This window comes from Lysinibacillus sp. RC46 (assembly GCF_041262385.1).
In the GTDB taxonomy this organism is placed as follows: Bacteria; Bacillota; Bacilli; order Bacillales_A; family Planococcaceae; genus Lysinibacillus.
The window spans coordinates 1-23,145 of sequence record NZ_JBGCCF010000027.1; the positions used below are offsets into that span (position 1 = coordinate 1).

At 39.2% G+C, this 23,145-nt stretch carries 21 protein-coding genes; 16 read left to right on the forward strand and 5 right to left on the reverse strand.

Annotated features, from left to right (window positions below; translation table 11 throughout):
- Positions 1-306: 306 nt before the first annotated feature.
- The 3 genes from ABH966_RS20445 to ABH966_RS20455 all read left to right on the forward strand — a co-directional run bounded on the left by ABH966_RS20445 (position 307) and on the right by ABH966_RS20455 (position 3,423).
- Positions 307-501 (forward strand): hypothetical protein, encoded by a 195-nt coding sequence (locus ABH966_RS20445; RefSeq protein WP_370081628.1) that lies wholly within the window; start codon positions 307-309, stop codon positions 499-501.
- Positions 502-1,133: 632 nt separating this feature from the next.
- On the forward strand, positions 1,134-2,705 hold the full coding sequence (locus ABH966_RS20450; protein WP_370081630.1) for a flagellar assembly protein A: 1,572 nt from the start codon (positions 1,134-1,136) through the stop codon (positions 2,703-2,705).
- Complete coding sequence (locus tag ABH966_RS20455; protein WP_370081632.1) at positions 2,698-3,423, forward strand: glycerophosphodiester phosphodiesterase; 726 nt, start codon at positions 2,698-2,700, stop codon at positions 3,421-3,423. Before ABH966_RS20450 ends, ABH966_RS20455 begins: the two co-directional genes overlap by 8 nt.
- Before the next feature lie 68 nt (positions 3,424-3,491).
- Here the strand turns inward: ABH966_RS20455 and ABH966_RS20460 are convergent, their stop codons facing one another.
- Positions 3,492-3,728, reverse strand: a complete 237-nt coding sequence (locus ABH966_RS20460; RefSeq protein WP_132356638.1) for a DUF2627 domain-containing protein — start codon at positions 3,726-3,728, stop codon at positions 3,492-3,494.
- A gap of 301 nt (positions 3,729-4,029) precedes the next feature.
- On the opposite strand from ABH966_RS20460, the gene ABH966_RS20465 reads away from it, so the two are divergent.
- The 10 genes from ABH966_RS20465 (at position 4,030) to ABH966_RS20510 (ending at position 17,676) form a co-directional block, all read left to right on the forward strand.
- Positions 4,030-5,124 carry a Leu/Phe/Val dehydrogenase gene (locus tag ABH966_RS20465; protein WP_370081748.1) on the forward strand — a complete coding sequence of 365 codons (1,095 nt, stop codon included), beginning with the start codon at positions 4,030-4,032 and terminating at the stop codon, positions 5,122-5,124.
- 167 nt (positions 5,125-5,291) lie between these two features.
- Positions 5,292-6,719, forward strand: coding sequence for a dihydrolipoyl dehydrogenase (lpdA, locus tag ABH966_RS20470; RefSeq protein ID WP_370081634.1), 1,428 nt, complete (start codon positions 5,292-5,294; stop codon positions 6,717-6,719).
- A gap of 46 nt (positions 6,720-6,765) precedes the next feature.
- Positions 6,766-7,782 carry a thiamine pyrophosphate-dependent dehydrogenase E1 component subunit alpha gene (locus tag ABH966_RS20475; RefSeq protein ID WP_370081636.1) on the forward strand — a complete coding sequence of 339 codons (1,017 nt, stop codon included), beginning with the start codon at positions 6,766-6,768 and terminating at the stop codon, positions 7,780-7,782.
- The gene (locus ABH966_RS20480; RefSeq protein WP_142507157.1) at positions 7,782-8,765 is read left to right on the forward strand and encodes an alpha-ketoacid dehydrogenase subunit beta; all 984 of its coding nucleotides are present in this window, start codon (positions 7,782-7,784) and stop codon (positions 8,763-8,765) included. The genes ABH966_RS20475 and ABH966_RS20480 overlap by 1 nt, the downstream gene beginning before the upstream one ends.
- Positions 8,766-9,142: 377 nt before the next feature.
- Positions 9,143-10,486: a dihydrolipoamide acetyltransferase family protein gene (locus ABH966_RS20485; protein WP_370081638.1), complete on the forward strand. Its 1,344-nt coding sequence runs from the start codon at positions 9,143-9,145 to the stop codon at positions 10,484-10,486.
- Between the two features lie 132 nt (positions 10,487-10,618).
- Positions 10,619-12,316, forward strand: a complete 1,698-nt coding sequence (locus tag ABH966_RS20490; protein WP_370081639.1) for a methylmalonyl-CoA mutase family protein — start codon at positions 10,619-10,621, stop codon at positions 12,314-12,316.
- Complete coding sequence (gene scpA, locus ABH966_RS20495; RefSeq protein WP_370081641.1) at positions 12,313-14,466, forward strand: methylmalonyl-CoA mutase; 2,154 nt, start codon at positions 12,313-12,315, stop codon at positions 14,464-14,466. The genes ABH966_RS20490 and scpA overlap by 4 nt, the downstream gene beginning before the upstream one ends.
- Complete coding sequence (gene meaB, locus ABH966_RS20500; protein WP_370081643.1) at positions 14,466-15,563, forward strand: methylmalonyl Co-A mutase-associated GTPase MeaB; 1,098 nt, start codon at positions 14,466-14,468, stop codon at positions 15,561-15,563. The genes scpA and meaB overlap by 1 nt, the downstream gene beginning before the upstream one ends.
- A 190-nt stretch (positions 15,564-15,753) precedes the next feature.
- A complete protein-coding gene (locus ABH966_RS20505) occupies positions 15,754-16,194 on the forward strand; it encodes a BrxA/BrxB family bacilliredoxin (protein ID WP_370081645.1) in 441 nt (146 codons plus the stop codon).
- Positions 16,195-16,698: 504 nt separating this feature from the next.
- Positions 16,699-17,676, forward strand: a complete 978-nt coding sequence (locus tag ABH966_RS20510; protein ID WP_370081647.1) for an aromatic acid exporter family protein — start codon at positions 16,699-16,701, stop codon at positions 17,674-17,676.
- Positions 17,677-17,696: 20 nt separating this feature from the next.
- Here the strand turns inward: ABH966_RS20510 and prli42 are convergent, their stop codons facing one another.
- The gene (prli42, locus tag ABH966_RS20515; RefSeq protein WP_370081649.1) at positions 17,697-17,792 is read right to left on the reverse strand and encodes a stressosome-associated protein Prli42; all 96 of its coding nucleotides are present in this window, start codon (positions 17,790-17,792) and stop codon (positions 17,697-17,699) included.
- A 125-nt stretch (positions 17,793-17,917) separates the two neighbouring features.
- Between prli42 and mce the strand changes: the two genes are divergently transcribed.
- The 3 genes from mce to ABH966_RS20530 all read left to right on the forward strand — a co-directional run bounded on the left by mce (position 17,918) and on the right by ABH966_RS20530 (position 21,000).
- The gene (gene mce / locus ABH966_RS20520; RefSeq protein ID WP_337989624.1) at positions 17,918-18,331 is read left to right on the forward strand and encodes a methylmalonyl-CoA epimerase; all 414 of its coding nucleotides are present in this window, start codon (positions 17,918-17,920) and stop codon (positions 18,329-18,331) included.
- Between the two features lie 5 nt (positions 18,332-18,336).
- Positions 18,337-19,884 carry an acyl-CoA carboxylase subunit beta gene (locus tag ABH966_RS20525; RefSeq protein ID WP_370081651.1) on the forward strand — a complete coding sequence of 516 codons (1,548 nt, stop codon included), beginning with the start codon at positions 18,337-18,339 and terminating at the stop codon, positions 19,882-19,884.
- Between the two features lie 150 nt (positions 19,885-20,034).
- Entirely contained in the window at positions 20,035-21,000 is a 966-nt protein-coding gene (locus ABH966_RS20530; RefSeq protein WP_370081653.1) for a hypothetical protein, read from the forward strand.
- Between the two features lie 112 nt (positions 21,001-21,112).
- Here the strand turns inward: ABH966_RS20530 and ABH966_RS20535 are convergent, their stop codons facing one another.
- From ABH966_RS20535 to ABH966_RS20545, 3 genes are all read right to left on the reverse strand, one after another.
- On the reverse strand, positions 21,113-21,418 hold the full coding sequence (locus ABH966_RS20535; protein WP_370081655.1) for a hypothetical protein: 306 nt from the start codon (positions 21,416-21,418) through the stop codon (positions 21,113-21,115).
- Positions 21,419-21,698: 280 nt separating this feature from the next.
- Positions 21,699-22,457: an amino acid ABC transporter ATP-binding protein gene (locus ABH966_RS20540; protein WP_370081657.1), complete on the reverse strand. Its 759-nt coding sequence runs from the start codon at positions 22,455-22,457 to the stop codon at positions 21,699-21,701.
- Entirely contained in the window at positions 22,454-23,131 is a 678-nt protein-coding gene (locus ABH966_RS20545) for an amino acid ABC transporter permease (RefSeq protein WP_370081659.1), read from the reverse strand. Before ABH966_RS20545 ends, ABH966_RS20540 begins: the two co-directional genes overlap by 4 nt.
- Between the last annotated feature and the right edge of the window lie 14 nt (positions 23,132-23,145).

A 23,145-nucleotide genomic window follows, 5' to 3' on the forward strand; every position in this document is an offset into this window, starting at 1 on the left:
GGCAGTTACAATTGTTTTGTGTAACGAAAGCGAAGCGGCAGTTACAAATGTTTTGTGTAACGTAAGTGAAACGGCAGTTACAAATGTTTTGTGTAGCGAAAGCGAAGAATCAGCAACAACACACGACTGAGTGATCAACATTTTGCTGCTGCCGCTACGTTAGCACTACGCTTTCGCGCAAAAAACATTTGCAGAGCACAAAGCCGATTCCATACCCAATTATGCCGAGGTATAATTGATCGGTCAACAATACTGTTGATCGTTTATCTTTGCTTAAACGTATATAATTATATTGGGTGATAACATATGAAAAGCGTAAACTTACAGCTTGACGAAAATAATTCGTTAGAAATAACGCAGATAGAAGAAAATTTATTTGAGGTGCGACTTGGAATTAATGGAAGCATTAGTGTGTACTATATGACACGTGAACAACTCCTTAATTTTGATCAATTAGGCGCTCATATTCGCATTGAGGTTATTCTAGAGGATGATCTGTAAACATATTTCAACTCTATTCGAAACCTATATTAGTAGTTGATAAATGTTTTACAAGACATATTCACAGAAGTGAGCTTCAGGAAGCCCACTTCTTCAGAGGTGGGAGGAATGAAGTGCTTTAGGTAGCGCTACCTGCCTTCGTTAAAACTTATTGCCAACACAACATCGGTTGTGTAAATAAGAAAGTCTTATGGAACGGAAGATAAATCAAAGATGTTGTACACAGGACATGGCAACACCATCTGTGGAGAGCTTTGTAACGCTTCTCTTAAGTACATAAGAACCCCACTGCTTTAGCTGTGGGAGTAGTCAGTTAGTATTGAAGGCCTAATGTATGTTTGTGAAAATTATGACAGATACATTATGTATTATTTTAATTTATTAAAGATTTTGTGAATTTCCTGATTAATAACAGTGGGATTTGTCCGATTAATGAAGGTAGATTTTCGAATCTGAGTAAAAACATACCTTTCTATAGTATAAATCGACTAATTTTGATGTGAAAATTAAAAGAAAATATGAATGTATTGCTTACAAAGTATGGGTAAAATCTTTCTTGGTAGTGACAATTGTCTCTAAACAAATGTAAATAGATTGTATATACTTACAGTTAGAGGGAAGGAGGAGGTAACTTGATTCTAGTTCGTAATGATAAATTCGAAATAACCGAAGAAAATGGCAAGGTCTATATGCTTACTTACAGTGCCGGTTATCCATTAAAAGAATTTGATAGTATTTTACGTAGTCATCCCCGACTTAAATTATCAAATTTTTCAATATTAAAAAATGTCTTAGCAACAGAAAATACTAGCCCTGTTGAAATTGGACGCTGGCTTCCAAATGTTGAAGCAGAAATTGCACGAGATAAAATGTCTGCCTCAATATTTGTATACGAAACACACGATTATATACTAGAGAATAAAGAGAAATTAACTCAACAAATTCTGGAAACAATCGAGAACGAAGGAATTGATCATGGAATATTAGATTTTGATATTTCTAAAATTGATCCAGGAAAAGCATTTTTAATTGCACAAGGAACACCACCTGTAGCAGGAACAGATGCACAAATTACATACTTACCTAAACCAGAGAGAAAGCCAGTAATTCGCGAAGATGGGAAAGCTGATTATTATGACATGAACTTTATTTCTGAAATTTCAGAAGGTTCTTGGCTAGGTGAAAAAGTCCCTGCGACATTAGGTAAACCAGGAAAAAATGTACTAGGCGACATTATGGCTGCTGTACCAGGTCGTGATTCTCCTATACGATACGATAAAAAATCAGCTTATGAAGTGGAAGAGGATGGGAAAACTGTCATCCGTTCTAAAATAGCTGGTGTATTAGATGATGTCAAAGGCATGATCGGTGTTAATAGACATTTGCCAATTAATGGGGACGTTGGCGTTGAAACAGGGAATCTCGAATTTAATGGCTCATTAAGCATTAAAGGAACAGTTACATCAGGCTATACAGTCATTGCTACTGGAGATATTTCCATCGAGGGTGCTGAAGGTGTAAGCGGTGCCAAACTTATTAAATCCATTGAAGGCGACGTTTATATTCGTGGAGGGATTTTTGGTTTAGGCTCAACTATTGTAGAAGCAGGCGGCAATATTTTCGTTAAGCATGTCAATGAAGCAAATCTAGTTGCAGCTGACAGCATTCATATAGGATTTTATTCATTAGGATCACAGCTCTCTGCGCATTCGATTTTTGTGGACGAACGAAAAGGGAAAATTATTGGGGGCCGTGCAGTAGCTAAGAATACAATAGTCACTGCCATCTCAGGAAATCGTTTAGAGCGTCGAACGGACTTAATCATTGAAAGCGTTAATAAACAGGAAAGATACTCTATTATGCAAGAGAGGGCTGCACAGCTTAAGTCGCTACAATCAGAAATCTCTGAGCACGAGGGAAAAATTAAAAGCATATTGCCTTTCCTTGATAAAATGTCTAAGGAACAGATAGCTACATTTGAGGAAACAAAACAAAGCTTAACAAAATTGAAAGCGGATGCAGTAGCAATCGATCGTGAGGTTAAGCTAATAATGGATGAAATGCGTCATGCTGGAAAAGAAGAAATTATTGTGACGAAGGAAGCTCATCCTGGTACCTATATTCAAATTGGCAAAAAATCATCCTTATTAAGTAAGATGACAAACGGTAAATTTCTTATTGAATTTGGTGAGTTAAATGTCTAGGGAATCGTTCATTCCTGTATTTGCACATCGTGGGGCTTCAGCGTATACACTTGAAAATACTTTGAAGGCTTTTGAAAAGGCTTTAGAGCTAGGAGCAGATGGGATCGAATTAGATATCCAGCTTTCAAAAGAAGGTATTCCGGTTGTGTATCATGATCCACAGCTGTCAAGATTGGTTGGCATCAATAAGCATGTGAACGAATGTACGGTAGAGGAGCTAGTAAGCTTTAAACTTGGGAAGCCTTGGAGGCGATTATTTTCAACGTATAAAATCCCGACGTTTGACGTAGTTTTAGCTTGGGCAAATTCACAACAGCTACCCCTTAATATCGAATTAAAATCAACAATTCTAGATAATAAAAGCGCACTTATTCAAATGCTTCAAGGGCTTACTTTGCCAGTTGGCAGTCATTTTTCATCGTTTCACTATGAGCTTCTGGAGATTGTGAAACAATCTAAGCCGGACTATGAAACAGCACTTATAGCAACAAAAAAATTAAAATGGGATTTGCTTAGTGATTACAAAGCTATTGACAGTGTTCATATGCATAAAAGGTATTATAAACCAAGATATTTAGAGGCCTGTGTAGCGAGTAATAAAGCATGTCGTTTTTATGCAATAGATGGGGATGAAACATTTTTATTGAATCCGCATCCTTCTGTAATTGGTTGGATTACTGATTTTCCTGATAAAGTAATTGCGAAACAGCAACGTTAATCATTCTGATGAATGAAGATAAAAATAGCTATCCAATAAGTCTTTTGGACTTAAAAGGATAGCTATTTTTATTTTTTTTGGAAGCGTGGAGCCACTTTTCCATTTTTTCGATCGCGGTGGAGTAAGAATCCTGCGAAAAAGCCAAAGCCTATAACAAAGAGAATAATGCCAACGACGAATTGTAGCCATAAAAATGGGAAAGGTGAGATGAGCTTTCCAAATAATGTATCACGCATAAATTTAATGCCACCTGCAGCCATAAGACCTGGAATAAGCATTACAATAAATGCAGCTAAACGAGCCATGCATGTCCCCCCTTATTCCTAATTTTAATTGTACCTGTGGATATTGGAATGTCAAGGAAGCTATGTAACTGGAGTACCCAACAACTAGTAAAGACATACTAGATCAGTTGTAACTGAATGTTTAGAAAATTCTTAATTAAACAAGAAAGTGTAATAATAGTTGATAAATTGTGAAATTGTGAGTATTGTAAAAATAAATGGAGCATTATTATCCATTGTTAAACAATTTTTGAACATTTATTATACTGAATTGGAATGGGCATTTGGGGATGCACTTTCTAAAGCAAAGGGGCGAGTTTTCATGGAAATCTTCAAGTATATGGAAAAGTATGATTATGAACAATTGGTATTTTGCCAAGATGAAGCATCAGGGTTAAAAGCGATTATCGCTATCCATGACACAACACTTGGGCCAGCACTAGGCGGGGCACGTATGTGGACATATGCATCAGAAGAAAATGCGATCGAGGATGCATTACGTTTAGCACGAGGGATGACCTATAAAAATGCTGCAGCTGGTTTAAACCTAGGCGGAGGAAAAACGGTCATTATCGGTGACCCATTTAAAGATAAAAATGAAGAAATGTTCCGTGCACTAGGACGTTTCATCCAAGGGCTTAATGGTCGCTATATTACGGCAGAAGACGTTGGTACAACAGTGACAGATATGGATTTAATGCATGAGGAAACAAATTATGTAACGGGAATATCTCCGGCTTTTGGTTCATCAGGAAACCCATCTCCAGTAACTGCTTACGGGGTATACCGTGGTATAAAAGCATCGGCAAAAGAAGCGTTTGGATCTGATTCACTAGAGGGGCGTACTATTTCTGTACAAGGTCTGGGCAATGTAGCCTACAAGCTTTGCGAATATTTACATAATGAAGGTGCAAAACTTGTTGTTACAGATATTAACCAAGCGGCAATTGATCGAGTTGTGAATGATTTTGGTGCGACTGCTGTGGCACCAGAGGAAATCTATTCACAGGAAGTTGATATTTTCTCACCTTGTGCATTAGGAGCGATTTTAAATGATGAAACGATTCCGCAACTAAAAGCAAAGGTTGTCGCAGGTTCTGCTAATAACCAGCTACAAGATTCTCGCCATGGTGATTATTTACATGAATTAGGGATAGTGTACGCACCTGATTATGTGATTAATGCAGGTGGAGTAATAAATGTAGCTGATGAATTATACGGATATAACCGTGAGCGTGCGATGAAGCGTGTTGAAGGCATTTATGATAGTATCGAAAAAATCTTCGAGATTTCTAAACGTGATGGTATACCGACATATGTTGCAGCTAATCGTTTAGCAGAAGAACGTATCGCTCGAGTATCGAAGTCTCGTAGCCAATTCTTAAAAAATGAAAAAAATATTTTACACGGTCGTTAAGAACCGATTATTCGTTGAGAGAAGTCGCATTGTCGACTTCTTCTAACTTTATAGTAAATTAATAGATTTAATAGTTTAAATGAATTTAAACGGCAAGGACAGATCACTTATCTTAGGTACCAAAGGGACAAGATGCTTTAGCATTTTTCTCATAAGGGGGAATCCATATGGCTCAAAATTATGATGTTGTCATTTTAGGCGGAGGTACAGGTGGCTATGTTGCAGCAATTCGAGCTGCACAGCTGGGCTTAAAAACAGCTATTGTTGAACGTGAGCGCCTAGGTGGAACATGCTTGCATAAAGGCTGTATACCGAGTAAGGCCTTACTTCGAAGTGCAGAAGTGTATCGTATGGCAAATAAAACAGCTGCTGAATATGGTGTTGATATTGAAGGCGTTACATTGCAATTCGACAAAGTGCAGGCGAGAAAGCAAACGATTGTTGAGCAATTGAGCCAAGGTGTGAATACACTGATGAAAAAGGGCAAAATAGACGTTTATCAGGGAACAGGGCGAATTTTAGGACCTTCTATTTTCTCACCAATGCCTGGCACTATTTCAGTTGAAATGAATAATGGCGATGAAAATGAAATGCTAGTTCCAACAAATGTGGTCATTGCCACCGGGTCAAAGCCAAGAGGAATGGCCGGACTAACGGTTGATGGTAAATATGTGATGAACTCTGATCATGCGTTGGAAATGGAAAATTTGCCAAAGTCATTGTTAATTGTCGGCGGAGGAGTTATTGGAATTGAATGGGCCTCGATGCTTTGTGATTTTGGGGTTTACGTAACGGTCATTGAATATGGGCCATCCATTTTACCAGCAGAGGATGCAGACATTGTAAAAGAAGTAACCAAGCAGCTTGAAAAAAGAGGCGTCCGCATTGTGACTAACGCCCGCTTAGATACGGGGACCTTTAAAATTGAAAATGATAACGTTTTCATTTCTGCAAAAGTCGATGATAAGGATGAATTATTTGAGGCTGATAAAGTATTGCTTTGTGTTGGACGTGAAGCAAATACACAAGGTATCGGATTAGAAAATACTGAAATAGAAGTTGAAAATGGGTTTATCAAAGTCAAGGATTCGTATCAAACGAAGGAATCACATATGTATGCCATAGGGGATGTTATCGGTGGCTTACAATTAGCTCATGTTGCTTCGCATGAAGGGGTATCTGCGATTGAGCATATTGCAACGGGTAAAACAGAGGCACTTGATGTTCTAAATGTACCAAAATGCGTTTATTCTTATCCTGAGGTTGCAAGTATTGGCTTAACAGAGAGTGCTGCTCGAGAGCAAGGTTATTCATTGAAGGTTGGTAAGTTTCCATTCAAGGCGATTGGAAAAGCGCTAGTTAATGGAGAGACAGATGGCTTTGTGAAAATGATTGCCGATGAAGAAACGAATGATATATTGGGTATTCATATGGTAGGACCACATGTGACAGATTTAATTGGAGAAGCATCGCTTGCTAAATTATTGGATGCAACGCCGTGGGAAATTAGTCAGGCCATTCATCCACATCCGTCACTAAATGAGGTACTAGCGGAATCAGCGTTAGCAGTGGATAATCGCGCCATTCATTTTTAATTTCTCTTTTGGTAGCGAAAGTGAAACGTCGGGAAGGGGTGTTCGTATGCAAGGTGTTCAAATTAAGCATGAGGATTTAGGTTTATCAAAAGAAGATGTACTTGCAATGTTCGAAACGATGTTAATGGCGAGAAGACTAGATGAACGTATGTGGTTATTAAACCGTTCTGGTAAAATTCCGTTTGTTATTTCTTGTCAGGGACAGGAGGCAGCACAAGTAGGGGCAGCCTTTGCTCTTGATCATAATAGAGATTATATTGCACCTTACTATCGAGATATGGGAGTTGTTTTACATTTTGGCATGACACCAAGAGAATTGATGTTATCCGCATTTGCTAAAGCAGAGGATCCAAACTCGGGTGGGCGTCAAATGCCAGGTCACTTCGGACATAAGAAAAATCGTATTCTAACAGGCTCTTCGCCAGTTACTACACAAGTTCCACATGCGGTGGGAGTTGCTCTAGCAGGTCGTCTACAAAAAGAAGATTTTATTACTTTTGTTACGCTTGGTGAAGGTTCTTCTAACCAAGGTGATTTCCATGAAGGTGCGAATTTCGCAGGCGTGCATAAGCTGCCAGTAATTATAATGGTAGAAAATAATCAATATGCAATTTCTGTGCCTGTAGAACGTCAATTAGGCTGTGCAAAAGTATCAGATCGCGGTATTGGCTATGGTATGCCAGGTGTTACGGTTGATGGAAAATGTCCGTTACAAGTTTATAAGGTTGTGAAAGAAGCAGCTGATCGCGCACGTAGTGGTGAAGGTCCAAGTTTAATAGAAACAGTGACTTATCGCTTAACGGCTCATTCTTCGGATGATGATGATCGTCAATATCGAACTGCCGAGGATATAGCAGAAGGAAAGGCAAAGGATCCAATTTTGTTGTTTGAAAAGTACCTTATGGATGCAGGAGTTATGACAGAAAAACTACGTGCTGAAATAGAAGAACGTGTCATGGCAGAGGTGAATGAAGCAACAGATTATGCAGAAGCTGCTCCGTATGCAACAGCAGAGCATGCTTTGAAATACGTATATGCACCAGTGGACGGAGGTGATGTGTAATGGCAGTGATGTCTTATATTGATGCGATTACATTAGCGATGAAGGAAGAGATGGAACGTGATGAGCGTGTTTTCATTTTAGGAGAGGACGTTGGTCGCAAAGGCGGGGTTTTCAAAGCAACAGCAGGTCTTTACGAGCAATTTGGTGAACATCGTGTACTTGACACGCCACTTGCTGAGAGTGCAATTGCAGGTGTTGGTATTGGTGCTGCAATGTATGGGATGCGCCCGATTGCCGAGATGCAATTCGCTGATTTCATCATGCCTGCCGTTAATCAAATTGTTTCTGAAGCAGCAAAAATCCGCTATCGTTCAAATAATGACTGGTCTTGCCCAATGGTTATACGAGCACCATTTGGCGGCGGTATTCACGGAGCGCTCTATCATTCGCAGTCTGTAGAGGCACTTTTTGCAGGAACACCAGGATTGAAAATTGTTATACCATCAACACCGTATGATGCAAAAGGCTTGTTAAAAGCAGCGATCCGAGATGAGGATCCAGTACTGTTTTTTGAGCATAAGCGTGCATATCGACTCATTAAAGGTGAAGTTCCTGTCGACGATTATACATTGCCCATTGGTAAGGCAGATGTTAAGCGGGAAGGGGAAGACGTTACTGTCATTACGTATGGTTTAGCTGTCCATTTTGCATTACAAGCGGCAGAGCGCCTAGCAGCAGATGGTATTTCAGCGCATATTCTTGACCTACGCACGGTATATCCACTTGATAAAGAAGCGATCATTGAAGCGGCTAGTAAAACAGGTAAAGTTTTACTAGTTACCGAGGATAATAAAGAAGGTAGCATTATGAGTGAGGTTGCAGCAATTATTGCAGAGCATTGTTTATTTGAGCTCGATGCACCAATTCAGCGCCTTGCAGGACCAGATGTTCCAGCTATGCCGTATGCACCAACGATGGAAAAATATTTTATGATCAACCCTGATAAAGTAGAGCGTGCGATGCGAGAACTTGCAGCATTCTAATATAGAAGAGCTTAAAAGTTTATACCTCTGGCGGATCTACAAAATTTGACTGGAAGTAAAACGTTATCTACTCATTGTAGTAAATAGAAGCTTATGAAAAGTTAAAATCCGTGTGATTGTTTATCTACGCGTCATAGCCTAAAGCTTATAAATATCACAGGTATTTTAAGACTCTTCATAGAAAGTTTGGGATGACATTTCTTAGAACGTTATGTCATGTATATAACTTGATTGGAGTGGAGACTGGACGCCCCCAGGAAAGCGTCCGGTCGGAACGGAAATCAACCCCCACTTTATTGTGATGAGTTTATTATAAATATGATAGTAATTTGATAGATACAAATACACCTAGGCATAATTGATGGGGGGAATAGATGATGGCTATTCAAAATATTACAATGCCACAGCTCGGCGAAAGTGTAACAGAAGGTACGATTGAAAAATGGCTTGTCAAGCCAGGTGATACGGTAAAAAAATATGATCCATTAGCAGAAGTTGTAACAGATAAAGTTAATGCAGAAATCCCGTCTTCTTTTGAAGGAGTCATTACAGAGCTACTTGCAGAGGAAGGGCAAACGTTACCAGTTGGTGCAGTCGTTTGTTCCGTTGAAATAGCAGGCGACAGTGAGTTACCACCTCCGCCTCCGCCGAAAAAATCAGCGGTAAGTACAGCAATTTTAAATGCAGGTGTACAAAAGAAACAGGAGGCTCAGCAGCCAACTACAGCAACAGTAGCCCCACAAAAAACAGTTCGACAGGATAAAGTGCGTTATTCACCAGCTGTTCTTCGACTTGCACAAGAGTATGAAATTGCACTTGATCAAATCACAGGTACTGGTGAAGGGGGACGTATAACAAGAAAAGACTTAATGAAACTGATTGAAGCAGGAAATGTGCCAACTTCTCTAGTGGAAACACCGCCTGCAATCGATTCAGCCGTTCCGCAGTCAGTACCTGTTGTGGTACAAGCATCACAGGAGAATACTAAACCAGCCACACCGACACAACCAATTCAAGCAGGCGATATTGAAATTCCGGTAACAAAGGTGCGCCGTGCTATTGCCAATAATATGGTACGAAGCGTTCATGAAGTGCCACATGCATGGATGATGATGGAAGTAGATGTAACAGATTTAGTAACATATCGTGATAGCATTAAGACAGAGTTTAAGCAAAAAGAAGGCTTTAATATAACGTATTTTGCTTTCTTCGTAAAAGCAGTTGCTCAAGCTCTAAAGGAATTCCCGATGATGAATTCCATGTGGGCAGAAGATAAAATCATCCAAAAACATGACATAAATATTTCCATTGCAGTCGCAACAGATGATGCACTATTTGTTCCTGTAATAAAACACGCTGATGAAAAGTCAATTAAAGGTATTGCTAAGGAAATTCATGAGCTTGCAGTGAAAGTTCGTGCCGGAAAACTAACGATGGATGATATACAAGGTGGTACATTTACGGTCAATAATACGGGTGCATTCGGCTCTGTACAGTCGATGGGCATCATTAATTACCCACAAGCAGCTATCCTCCAAGTGGAAAGTATTGTAAAAAAACCAGTTGTTTTACCGGGCGGAATGTTCGCTGCACGAGATATTGTGAATTTATGTTTATCTTTAGATCATCGCGTTCTTGATGGACTTGTTTGTGGTAAATTCCTCAATAGAGTAAAAGAAATACTCGAAAATGCAAATAAATCTTCGACGTCAGTCTACTGATGACTTCTCGGAAACCTGTTATATAACGGTTTCCGATTTTTTTTTGCTTTTCGAGTCGCAATTTGTCATGTAGAATAACAAATAGAAACTACTAAGGGGGGAAGCTGATTAAGCGTCCGCATGTCAAACAACATGAAAAATATTGAATTTGAAAAGCCGTCCTATTCAGAATGGCAAGATGCAGCAATCAAGGCTTTAAAAGGGAAATCATTCGAGTCTCTTTTAACGAAAACAAGTGAAGGTATTACATTAGAACCTCTTTACACCCAAGAAAGTTTAGTAGCAAAACTTGGTGAAGAACTTGATAAACAAGTTGCTACAATCCGTTCCCTACAAAATAACGAAGCATTTCGAGTGGCACAGCAAGTATATGCTGAAACAAGCGAGGCATTTTTTGCACAGCTTGATGATAGCTTAGCTCGAGGCAATGAAGTAGTAACAGTTGATAGCCGTGTGAATTTTGAATGGACTGAAGAAGTATTGGCACAATTAGCGACTTATTTCTCTGAATATTCGTTTAAAATTACGGTTGAAAATTCAAATGACCCATTATTAGCAGTGTTCGACAAAATAGCAATTGATCAGCGAGAAGCTGTAAAAGGTTTCATCGTATCGAAATACCCTATCTCTATCACTTTAAATAATTTCCCGAGCGTGCGCTCAATCGGTGCGGACACGACGGTTTATCATAATGAAGGAGCAAACGCAGTACAAGAGTTAGCATATGCACTTGCATTAGCCGCAAAATACGCAAATCAAGAAGAAAGCTTTGAAGCGTTCGCGAAGAAATTTTATGTATCCTTTGCAGTGGATACACAGTTCTTTACAGAAATTGCAAAACTCCGTGCTTTTAAAGTACTTTGGAAAGCGTTCTCATCCGCATATGGAGTATCTAATGGCGTAAAAGTTCCAACTATTGCTGAAACATCATTAAGAAGCTTCTCGAAGCTGGATGTATATGTAAACTTATTACGTTCAGCGAATGAAGCTCTTTCAGGCTTAATTGGCGGTGCGGATGTCTTTACAGTTCACCCTCATGATGCATTAACGAAGCCAACCGATCAATCAGTTCGTATTGCACGTAATGTATCGTTAATCTTAAAAGAAGAAACAAATGTTTTAAAAGTTATAGATCCAGCTGGTGGCGCTTACTTTATTGAGTCATTAACAGCAGATTTTGTGAAAGAAGCTTGGGCATTATTCTTAGAAATTGAAGCAGCTGGAGGCATCGACGCTTACACTGTATCTGGAAAGCTTATGGAGGAACTAGAAAAATCCTATCAAGCTCGTATCAAAGCGGTACAAACGCGTAAGCAATCATTAATAGGTACAAATATTTATGCTAATCCAGCAGATGTGCTTGAAAGCGAAACAAACCTAGCGTTCGCAGAAATTAAGCGAATTGCTAAACCTTTTGAGGAATTACGTGAGGTAATGACTGCGGCAAATGTGCAAACGGGAATCTTATCATTAGGTACACTTAAAAGCTCAAAACCACGTGCTGATTTCGTGTCTGGCTTCTTAAACACTGTAGGTCTAGTTCCAGAAAAAAGCGAACCAGTTGCTACGGCTGAAGAAGCATTAGCTTGGTTAAACGCTACAGAAGCAACATATGTGGTAATTGCAGGTAATGATGACGATATAAAAGAATTAGTACAAGCAATTTTAGCAGGCAAACCAGCTAACGTCATTGTTGACGTTGCAGGTAAATTTAAAGACGAAGAAGAAGCTTGGTTAGCAAATGGCTTAAACGGCTTTATTTTCGCAGGACAGAACATCATCGAAAAATTAAACTCAGTGTTCGCTAGCATGAAGGAGGTCCAACGATGAGCAAGCCAAATTTTAGTGCAGTTGAAATCGAAAAAGTTTTAGCAGCAGAAGCTCCTCAAGCGTCAGAAGAAAAATTCATGACCAATGAAGGAATCGAAATTAAAGATATATACACAAAAGAAGATATTAAAGAGGCAAAACATTTAAATGATGTAGCAGGTATTGCGCCAAATACGCGCGGTCCATACCCTACTATGTATGTAGCTCGTCCTTGGACTGTTCGCCAATATGCAGGTTTCTCAACAGCTGAAGAATCAAATGCATTCTACAAGCGTAATCTAGCGATGGGTCAAAAAGGTCTTTCTGTTGCCTTTGACTTAGCAACTCACCGTGGCTATGACTCAGATCATCCTCGTGTAACAGGGGATGTTGGTAAAGCTGGCGTAGCGATTGACTCTGTAGAAGATATGAAGATTTTATTCGACCAAATTCCTTTGGATCAAATGTCAGTTTCTATGACAATGAATGGCGCTGTATTACCAGTTCTTGCATTCTATATCGTTGCTGCTGAAGAGCAAGGCGTTACACCAGAGCAATTAGCGGGTACGATTCAAAACGATATTTTAAAAGAATACATGGTTCGTAACACATATATTTATCCACCAGCAATGTCGATGAAAATTATTGCAGACATTTTTGAATATACAGCGAAATATATGCCGAAATTTAACTCAATTTCGATCTCTGGTTACCATATTCAAGAAGCGGGAGCAACAAATGACATCGAGCTTGCTTATACATTAGCAGATGGTCTTGAATATGTTCGTACAGGGCTAAAAGCTGGAATCGATATTGATGCCTTTGCACCGCGTTTATCATTCTTCTGGGCAATCGGTATGAACTATTATATGGAAGTTGCAAAAATGCGTGCTGCACGCCGAATTTGGGCACAAATGATGTCAACGTTTAATCCGAAAAATCCTAAGACATTAGCACTTCGTACACACTCACAAACATCTGGTTGGTCTTTAACAGAGCAGGATCCATTTAATAATGTGGCACGTACACTATTCGAAGCGAATGCGTCTTCAATGGGGCATACACAATCCCTGCATACTAATGCACTTGATGAAGCGATTGCGCTACCGACTGATTTCTCTGCACGTATTGCACGTAATACACAGCTGTTCCTACAAGAAGAAACGGCAATGACAAAGGTTATTGATCCATGGGGCGGTTCATATTATGTGGAAAAATTAACAGACGAAATTACAAAATCTGCGTGGGCATTAATTGAAGAAATCGAAGAACTTGGCGGTATGGCGAAAGCGATTGAAACAGGTCTTCCGAAAATGAAAGTCGAGGAAGCTGCGGCAAAACGTCAAGCGAAAATCGACTCTAAAACAGAAACAATCGTTGGTGTAAATAAATATCGTTTAGAAAAAGAAGAACCTATCGACATTCTTGACATTGATAATACATTAGTTCGTCAAAAGCAAATTGAACGTTTAGAAGCAATGAAGGCAGCTCGTGATGAGGCAGAAGTACAAAAACATCTAGCTCGATTAACGAAAGCGGCGCAAGATGGTGAAGAAAACTTATTAGCAATAGCGGTTGATGCAGCGCGTGCTCGTGCTTCTTTAGGTGAAATCTCTGATGCAATCGAAGTTGTTTCAGGTCGCCATAAGGCAGTAATTCGTTCAATCTCTGGCGTTTACTCTGCAAACTTCTCAGATGAAGAGCAAATTGCTGAAATGAAACAAATGACAGAGGAATTCCTTGAGAATGAAGGTCGTCGCCCACGTATTTTAGTAGCGAAAATGGGACAAGATGGACATGACCGCGGTGCGAAGGTTGTGGCAACGGGATATGCTGACTTAGGTTTTGACGTAGATATTTCACCATTATTTATGACACCTGCTGAAGCAGCTCAAATGGCTGTGGAAAACGATGTTCATGTCATTGGTGTATCTTCATTAGCAGCTGGTCATAAAACGCTAGTTCCTGAATTAGTAGCAGAGTTAGAAAATCTGGGCCGCGAAGATATCATTATTATTGTTGGAGGCGTGATTCCAGCACAAGATTATGACTTCCTTTATGAAGCTGGCGCAGTAGCGATATTTGGACCTGGTACAGTTATTCCTGTATCGGCACAAAAGATTATTGAGGAGATTTACAAACGTTTAGGCTATGAGGAAGTGTCTGAATAATGGACAAAAACAAAGGAATGCCTGAAAGTGCGCTATTTGTTATGGACGGAGTAGAGGCAACTCACGACGGAATGCAATATGGTACACCGAAAAAATTCCGAAAGAAAAAAGCTGACAATGTAAACATACAGGAGCTTGCACGAGAAGTACGTGCAAGCTCTCGTACACACTTGTCAAAAGCCATTACACTCATTGAAAGTTCAAATGCAACACATAAAGTGCAAGCACAAGAACTGCTACAAGAGCTTCTACCACATACAGGAAACAGTGTCCGTATTGGGATCACAGGCGTTCCTGGTGCGGGAAAGAGTTCGTTTATTGAGGCTTTCGGAACGATGCTTTGTGAGATGGGGAAAAAAGTGGCAGTCCTTGCGATTGATCCAAGCTCTTCTTTATCGGGAGGAAGTATTTTAGGCGATAAAACTCGAATGGAGGAGCTCGTGAGAAAGCCTAATGCATTTGTTCGTCCCTCTCCAACAGCAGGTACCCTAGGGGGTGTTCATAAAAAGACACGTGAAACGATGCTTGTTTGTGAAGCGGCTGGCTATGATGTCATTTTAATAGAAACAGTTGGTGTTGGACAAAGTGAAACGTATGTCCGTGGTATGGTTGATTTCTTCTTGCTGTTAGTTTTAACAGGTGCCGGGGACGAGTTACAAGGCATGAAAAAGGGCATTATGGAGTTAGCGGATGCCATTGTTGTTCATAAGGCTGATGGTGATAATGTTCGCCTTGCTAAAAAAACGGTATCTGAGTATAAGCAAATTTTACATTTCTTACAGCCTGCTACTCCAGGTTGGATGTCTACAGCAATGCCGGTAAGCTCATGGGAAAAACGTGGTCTCGACAAAGTATGGAGTACAATAGGGGAGTTCAGACAAATCGTTGAGGCAAATAATTACTGGTCAATTAGACGCCAAAATCAGACGAGAGATTGGTTCCAATCGATGATTACCGACCAATTAATCGATATGTTTTATGGTAATCCAGAACGTAAAGCACAGGTGCAACTTTTAGAACGTCAAATTTTAAATGGACAGCTGACAGTCACGCAAGGTGTAGATCGTTTGTTTAGCGATGAACAATCACAGAAATAATATGATCCTTAATATGAGCAACTAGGTGCACAAATTCGTCACTAACTGCTATGATAGGAGATGTATGTGCGTCGACTATCTAAAGCTAGTAAGTTTAACTTCTTTCAGCTGAAAGAAGTTAAGGCTTCCGGAAGTAATTATGCCGGGGCATGATTGATGATGACGCGAACTTGAAAGGAGCTATCGCTATATGAATATGGATTACGATTTATTTATGCAAGAAATTTTAAAAACAGCACGTGCAGAAATTGAGGGTGCTGGTTATGAGCAGCTTCGCACGCCAGAAGCTGTTGAAGAGGCGTTTGCTCGTCCAGGTACAACATTAGTCATGGTAAACTCAGTATGTGGCTGTGCAGGCGGTATTGCACGTCCAGCAGCAGCACAATCCGTACATTACGATAAACGTCCAGACCATCTTGTAACGGTATTTGCTGGTCAAGATAAAGAAGCAACTGCAGCTGCTCGTTATCACTTCGGTGAAGATCATTTACCATCTTCCCCATCATTTGTGTTATTAAAGGATGGACAAGTAGTAGCAGAAGTTGGACGCTATGAAATTGAGGGACATGACCCAATGTCAGTAGTAACAAACTTACAAGCAAACTTTGAGGAATATTGCGACGAACTTTAATTTTATTCATAGAAATAAAAGAGAAGCTATTCTATAAGTAGGAAGCCCCGCAGTTAGAAAACATCTGCGGAGGCTTACTACTTAGCCATGATAGATGATCCCCGATTTGCATGACTTCATAGATAATCTTCTTTTATATTCAAGATACTAGTCAATTGGCATTCGGAATATTTGAAATATTGGGCATTATTGTGGTGAAACCCATTGTTTTTCTAAAACTATATATTGCGGCTCATCGCTAAAAGTTGTGGGTGACATTTGTAAAAACCTATTCAATGAATATTAGTTGATTGGAGTGGAGGCTGGGCGACTCCTTGGGGAAAAGCGGCTCATCGGACGCCCCCAGGAAGCTTTGCTCTGTGCGAAAGCGAAGCGACAGCAACAAAGCGCCCAGCCGGAACGGAAATCAACCCCACGTTATGGTGATGTGCCTATGTTTGTAGTGATATATAGCCTTCAACACATTTGTAAAATTAGAGTACTGAAAGATAGGAGGCAGTCGACTTGAAGAAGTTTTCAATCGGCTATCGTACATTAAAAACGGCATTTGGTGCAGCAATCGCTATTGCCATTGCCCAATACTTTGAATTAGCTTCTTATGCATCTGCTGGTATTCTAACAATATTATGTGTACAGCCAACGAAGAAAAAATCTCTTCATGCAGCTTATACAAGATTCGTCGCAAGTATTATCGGTATGCTTTATGCATTTTTGAGCTTTGAGCTATTTTCCTATCATCCGCTTACATTAGCATGTATGTTAATTGTTTTTATACCAACAATTGTGTCATTAAAAGTAGCAGACGGCTTTGTCTCAAGTGCAGTAATTATCATGCATATTTATGCAGCAAAAAGCTTTTCATGGGCACTTGTTTCTAATGAATTCGCATTAATGGCAATCGGTTATGGTACAGGAATAGCTATAAATATGTATATGCCAGACATTCAAAAGGAATTAAATTACTATCGAGTTAAAATTGAGGAACTTTACAGTAAGATTTTTTTAGAAATTGCCAACTATTTAAGAGAAGGCGATACATTGTGGGATGGGCAGGAAATTATAGACGCGATAAAAGCATTAAATAGTGCGAAATCCCTAGCGTTTAAAGATGTTGAAAATCATTTTACGAGACGTGAAAATGACTACTACGTGTATTTTGATATGCGTGAACAGCAGCTAGAAATTATCGATAGGGTTCTTCCAAAAATAACGGCACTTCCTGTTATAGTACAAGAGGCAGTGATCGTCGCTGACTTTTTACAAGACCTCGGTGAGCATGTTCATTCAGGAAATACGGCTAGTCATTTTAGGGAGAAGTTAGAGCAAGTAAAGCTAGATTTCGCCCAATTACCTTTGCCAAAAAATCATGAGCAATTTCTAGCACAAGCAGCACTCTATCAATTTCTAGAGGAAATGGATCGATATTTAGAAATTAAGCAGTCTTTCAAGGGGATAAAGGTAAAGAAAGAGCGCCCGCAGTAATGCGGACGCCTAGCTTTTCATTACACAAACATTGATAAGCCGAATGCTAGAGATGAAATTACCATGATTGCAACCATCGTATAAACGACGATTTTTTGAAATTTTTTATTACTCATATGCTCGTTCGCTCCTTCTTTTCTTATAAATAGTTTATCAAATCTGAAAAATTTCTCAAGTAGTAGAGTTTTGACGAAAAAGTCTGTAAAATAGATTATGTACCATAACAGAAGGAGATGTCACCATGGAGAGAGTAGATCATATTGGGATTGCAGTGCGTGATCTTGATGAACGCATTACATATTATACAGAAACTTTAGGCTTAAAGCTGCTGAAAGTGGAAGAGGTAGAATCTCAACAGGTTCGTGTTGCATTCATTGACGCGGGTAATGTAAAAATTGAGTTATTAGAACCGATGAGTGAAAAAAGTACTATTCACGGATACATCGAAAAACGTGGAGAAGGTATTCACCATGTAGCTTTCGGTGTAACAGGTATTCGTGAGCGTATGGCTGAGCTTCGTGAAAAAGGTGTCCGCCTTTTATCTGAAGAGCCAGGACCAGGTGCTGGTGGTGCAGAGGTTGCTTTCATGCATCCAAAATCATCTTTCGGTGTGTTATATGAATTATGCGATAAAAGTGGAAAAGGGGATAAGTGATCAGTATGGATATGTTCGACAAAATTAATGACTTGTATGACCGTAAGACAGTAATTGAACTTGGTGGCGGCTATGAGCGCATCGAGAAGCAACATGATAAAGGCAAATTAACTGCTCGTGAGCGTATTGAATTATTACTAGACGAAGGTACATTTTTCGAGATCAACCCATTCATTACACACCGTACAGTAGACTTTGGCATGGACAAGATGGAAGGTCCTGGTGATGGTGTAGTAACTGGTTTCGGTAAAATTAATGGACGTCCAGTATACTTATTCTCTCAAGATTTCACAGTATTTGGTGGAGCACTTGGTGAAATGCACGCCAAAAAAATGGCAACAGTAATGGATTTAGCCGCAAAAAATGGTACACCATTTATCGGTGTTAATGATTCAGGTGGCGCTCGTATCCAAGAGGGTGTACTTTCACTTGATGGTTATGGTCATATTTTCTATCGTAATGCAATCTACTCTGGGGTAATTCCTCAAATCTCAGTTATCATGGGACCATGTGCTGGTGGGGCGGTATATTCTCCAGCAATTACAGACTTCATTCTAATGGTTGATAAAACATCTCAAATGTTTATTACAGGACCGAAAGTTATTGAAACAGTAACAGGTGAAAAAATCTCTGCTGAAGATTTAGGTGGTTCAAAAGTAAACAACGCTGTAAGTGGTAATGCACACTTCCGCGCACCATCTGAAGAAGAAGCTATTGATCAAATTAAAAAACTATTAAGCTACTTACCACAAAATAATAAAGAAAAAGCTCCTCGTCAAGCACGTCCAGAGGGTGATGACTATCGTCCGGAAATCGTGGATGCTGTACCGATCGAAACAACTCGTCCTTATGATGTACGTAAAGTAGTTGAGCAAATAGTGGACGAAGGCTCATTTATGGAAGTTCATGCAGAATTTGCGAAAAACGTAGTAGTTGGTTTTGCGCGAATTGCTGGTGAATCAGTTGGTCTTGTATGTAACCAACCTAAAGTATTAGCTGGTGGGTTAGACATTGACTCTTCAGACAAGGCTGCTCGTTTCATTCGTACTTGTGATGCTTACAATATACCAATTATCACATTTGAAGACGTTTCTGGTTTCTTCCCAGGCGTTAAACAAGAGCATGGCGGTATCATTCGTCACGGAGCAAAAATCCTTTATGCATATTCAGAAGCAACTGTACCAAAAATTACAGTGATTCTGCGTAAAGCATATGGTGGTGCGTACGTTGCCCTTAACTCTAAATCAATTGGGGCAGACTTAGTATTTGCTTGGCCTAACGCAGAAATTGCTGTTATGGGTGCAGCAGGTGCAGCTAACATTATCTTCGCGCGTGAAATTGCAAAATCAGAAGATCCAGAAGCAACACGTGCAGCGAAAATTGAAGAATATAAAGAAAAATTCGCAAACCCATACGTGGCAGCATCTCGTGGTATGGTAGACGATGTTATCGACCCACGTGATACACGTATTAAGCTAATTCAAGGGTTGGATATGTTATCGAACAAACATGAAACACGTCCAGAGAAAAAGCACGGAAACATTCCTCTATAAAAAATGTACAAGCCTAGTATCCATGAGGATTACTAGGCTTTCTTTTTGACTTGAACTAATTTTCGATTATAAAAGATCTATTAAAAATGACAGATAATTGAAACATATCCACGTTTCATCCGTACATATATGTAAGAGGAGTTGAGATAAATGGAATGGAAACAATTACAAAAAGAGCAAGAAATGATTTATGCACAATTAAGAACTGCTAGTAGGTTAAGTGAACAAAAGGATTTAATTGAAAGGCAAATCGAGCGTGCACAACAGGAAAATTACAAACATTCTAAAGCACTCAATCAAATTCGTTTGAAACTCGATAAGTTAGAAGGTTTTTCTTTTATGAATATGATTCGTACGTGGACAGGGCAACAAGATGAGCTACGTACTGAAAAAATTGATGAAGCAGCTATTCTTGAATTAAAAATAAATGAAGCAAAGAAGATGGAACTTGATTTGACAGATGATTTACGGCAAATAAACACTAAACTTACTCAAATAAATGAACAAGAGTTGCAAGAAGCTTTAAGCCAATTAAATGCTAAAAAGAAAGGCTACTTCCAAATACATGAACCTGAACAGGCAAAAAGGCTTGAACAATTAGCGCATGAAGAAATGTTAACGAAACAACTTATTATGGAGATAGAAGAAGCAGAAGAAGCTGGTGAAGCAGCACTTACTAAGCTTGGACAAGCTGCTGAGTCCTTGCATTCTGCAAGTGGTTATTCAGCGTGGGATACGTTTTTTGGTGGAGGTCTCATTGCTACACATTTAAAGCATGATGCACTTGATGAGTCCGAAAATTATCTTCATAATGCTCAAATTGCATTACAGCGCTTCCAAAACGAACTACTGGATGTGCAAGATATGTCAACGAAATCGTTAGCAGTTGAAACAGATGGATTTGTAAAATTTGCGGACTATTTCTTTGATGATATTTTTTCAGCTTGGTCTGTCCATTCTAAAATATCTACCGCAAGAGAGCAGGTTTCTCGTGTACAAGATGATGTACATAATACGATCTTGCGTCTACAGGATAAACATAATAAGGCGGATGACTATTTGCAGTCACTACATAAAGAAAAAGAAGCGATCTTTCAAAACGTAGATATAAAGTGATCTGTGAAAAGACTCTTCCTTTAAACTAGTAATAACATAAACGGCAGAAAAAAACGCTCAGTAATCTGAGCGTTTTTTGTGTGTAAAGTCCCCATTTGATTGACGAAGCTTATTAAGTATCACCGTAGTATTCTGCAAAATGTAAAAATCCAAATTTCCTCACAAGAAAGTTTCTTAATTCACCTTGAGTAGCCTTTTCTATTGGAGGATTTGTTAGACTGTATGCTTTGGCATTTAATTCTGCAAATTTATCTTTATCTACTTCATTATGCTCTTTATCTTCAATAATTCCTGAAGAAATTGCGGCTTTTGGATAACCCATTAAAAATATATGTGTCCTTAATGCCATACTTGGTGTTGAATGCAACAATATAATGACAACTAACAAAGAAACAATAATAATAACTTTTTTCTTCAAGTCACCGCTCCCAAAAAATTGACGTTAATAATCTATAAAATATTTTAACACAAATTTCCTGTTTTCCTTCGAAAAGGTAGTTCGCTTCAAAAAGCTAACTACCTTAGATAAATTTTATCTTTACTCTTGGTGATTTACGTTTCCGTAAAGCGGGGGTAATTTCCGTTCCGGCCCGGACGTTTTCCCAGGGGCGTCCGATGAGCCGCTTTTGCTGTCGCTTCGCTTTCGCACAGAAAACATTCGCTAGCGCTTCGCTTTATGTGGGAAACACCTAACATTATTATTGATTTAAAATCTTGCTTAAGAATGACTTTGTACGTTCTTCTTTTGGGTTCGTGAAAATAATATCTGGTGAGCCTTCTTCTACGACATAACCACCATCCATAATGACAACGCGATCTGCTACATCACGAGCAAATCCCATTTCATGTGTAACGACCACCATTGTCATTCCTTCACTTGCTAACTTTTTCATAACTTGAAGAACCTCATCAACAGTTTCTGGATCTAATGCTGATGTCGCTTCATCAAATAGAATAACTTTTGGTGACATTGCTAATGCGCGCGCAATGGCAACACGTTGTTTTTGTCCACCTGATAAACTCGCAGGATAGACATTTGCTTTTTCTTGCAAGCCAACTTTTTTTAGTAAATCGAGGGCGATTTTATTGGCATTTTCTTTTGACATACCTTTAAGAGAAATCGGAGCCATCGTAATATTTTGTAACACGGTTTTATGATGGAAAAGGTTGAAGGATTGGAAAACCATGCCGATTTCTTGACGCAATGTGTTTAGCTTGGCTTGGCTAATATCAATGAGCTTGCCATTGACTTCTTTTTTCCCGATGGCATTTCCATCAACAACAATCGAGCCACCTTCATATGTTTCTAAATAGTTTATGCAACGTAATAACGTACTTTTACCTGAACCTGAAGGACCTAAAATTACGACGGTTTCGCCCTTATCAACTGCTAAATCAATGCCCTTTAACACGTGGTTTTCGCCAAAGGATTTTATTAAGCTATTAATTTTAATCATCGTAAATCTCCTCCTACACTTGTTTTTTTCTCTAGGAAGAGTCCTATATATCCAATTAAGTTGTTAACAAGATAGTACATTACAGCCACCACAATTAATATCTCCATTGTGCGGTATGTGTCTGCAATTAATAAGTTTGATTGACGGAATAACTCTACTACCGTAATGCTGGATAGTAGGGAAGAGTTTTTAGTTAAGGAGATTAACTCATTCGTCATAGGTGCAAGCATACGTACAGCTGCTTGCGGTAAAATAATTTTTTGCATCGTTTGGAAGTGCGAAAAACCTAATGAACGACCAGCTTCCATTTGCCCCAATTCGATCGATTGAATTGCTCCACGAATGACTTGCGAAACGTATGAACCGCTGTACATACCTAAGCCGATAATCCCTACAACCCAAGCTATTGTTTCAATGCCGAACAGTAACGGTAAACCGTAGTAAAGTAAGAACAATTGCACAAGCAAAGGTGTACCGCGGAACCAAGATAAGTAAGCCGACGCTAAAAACTTGATGACCAAATTTTTAGACATTTGCCCGAATGCAATCAGAATGCCGATAATAATACTTAACACAAAACCTGCTAATGTATACAAAATTGTATATTGAAGACCTTTTAGTAAAAGAGATAGTGTCTCCCATTCAAATAAAAAAGAAAAATCTAGTTGGCCCATAGGTCTCTCCTACT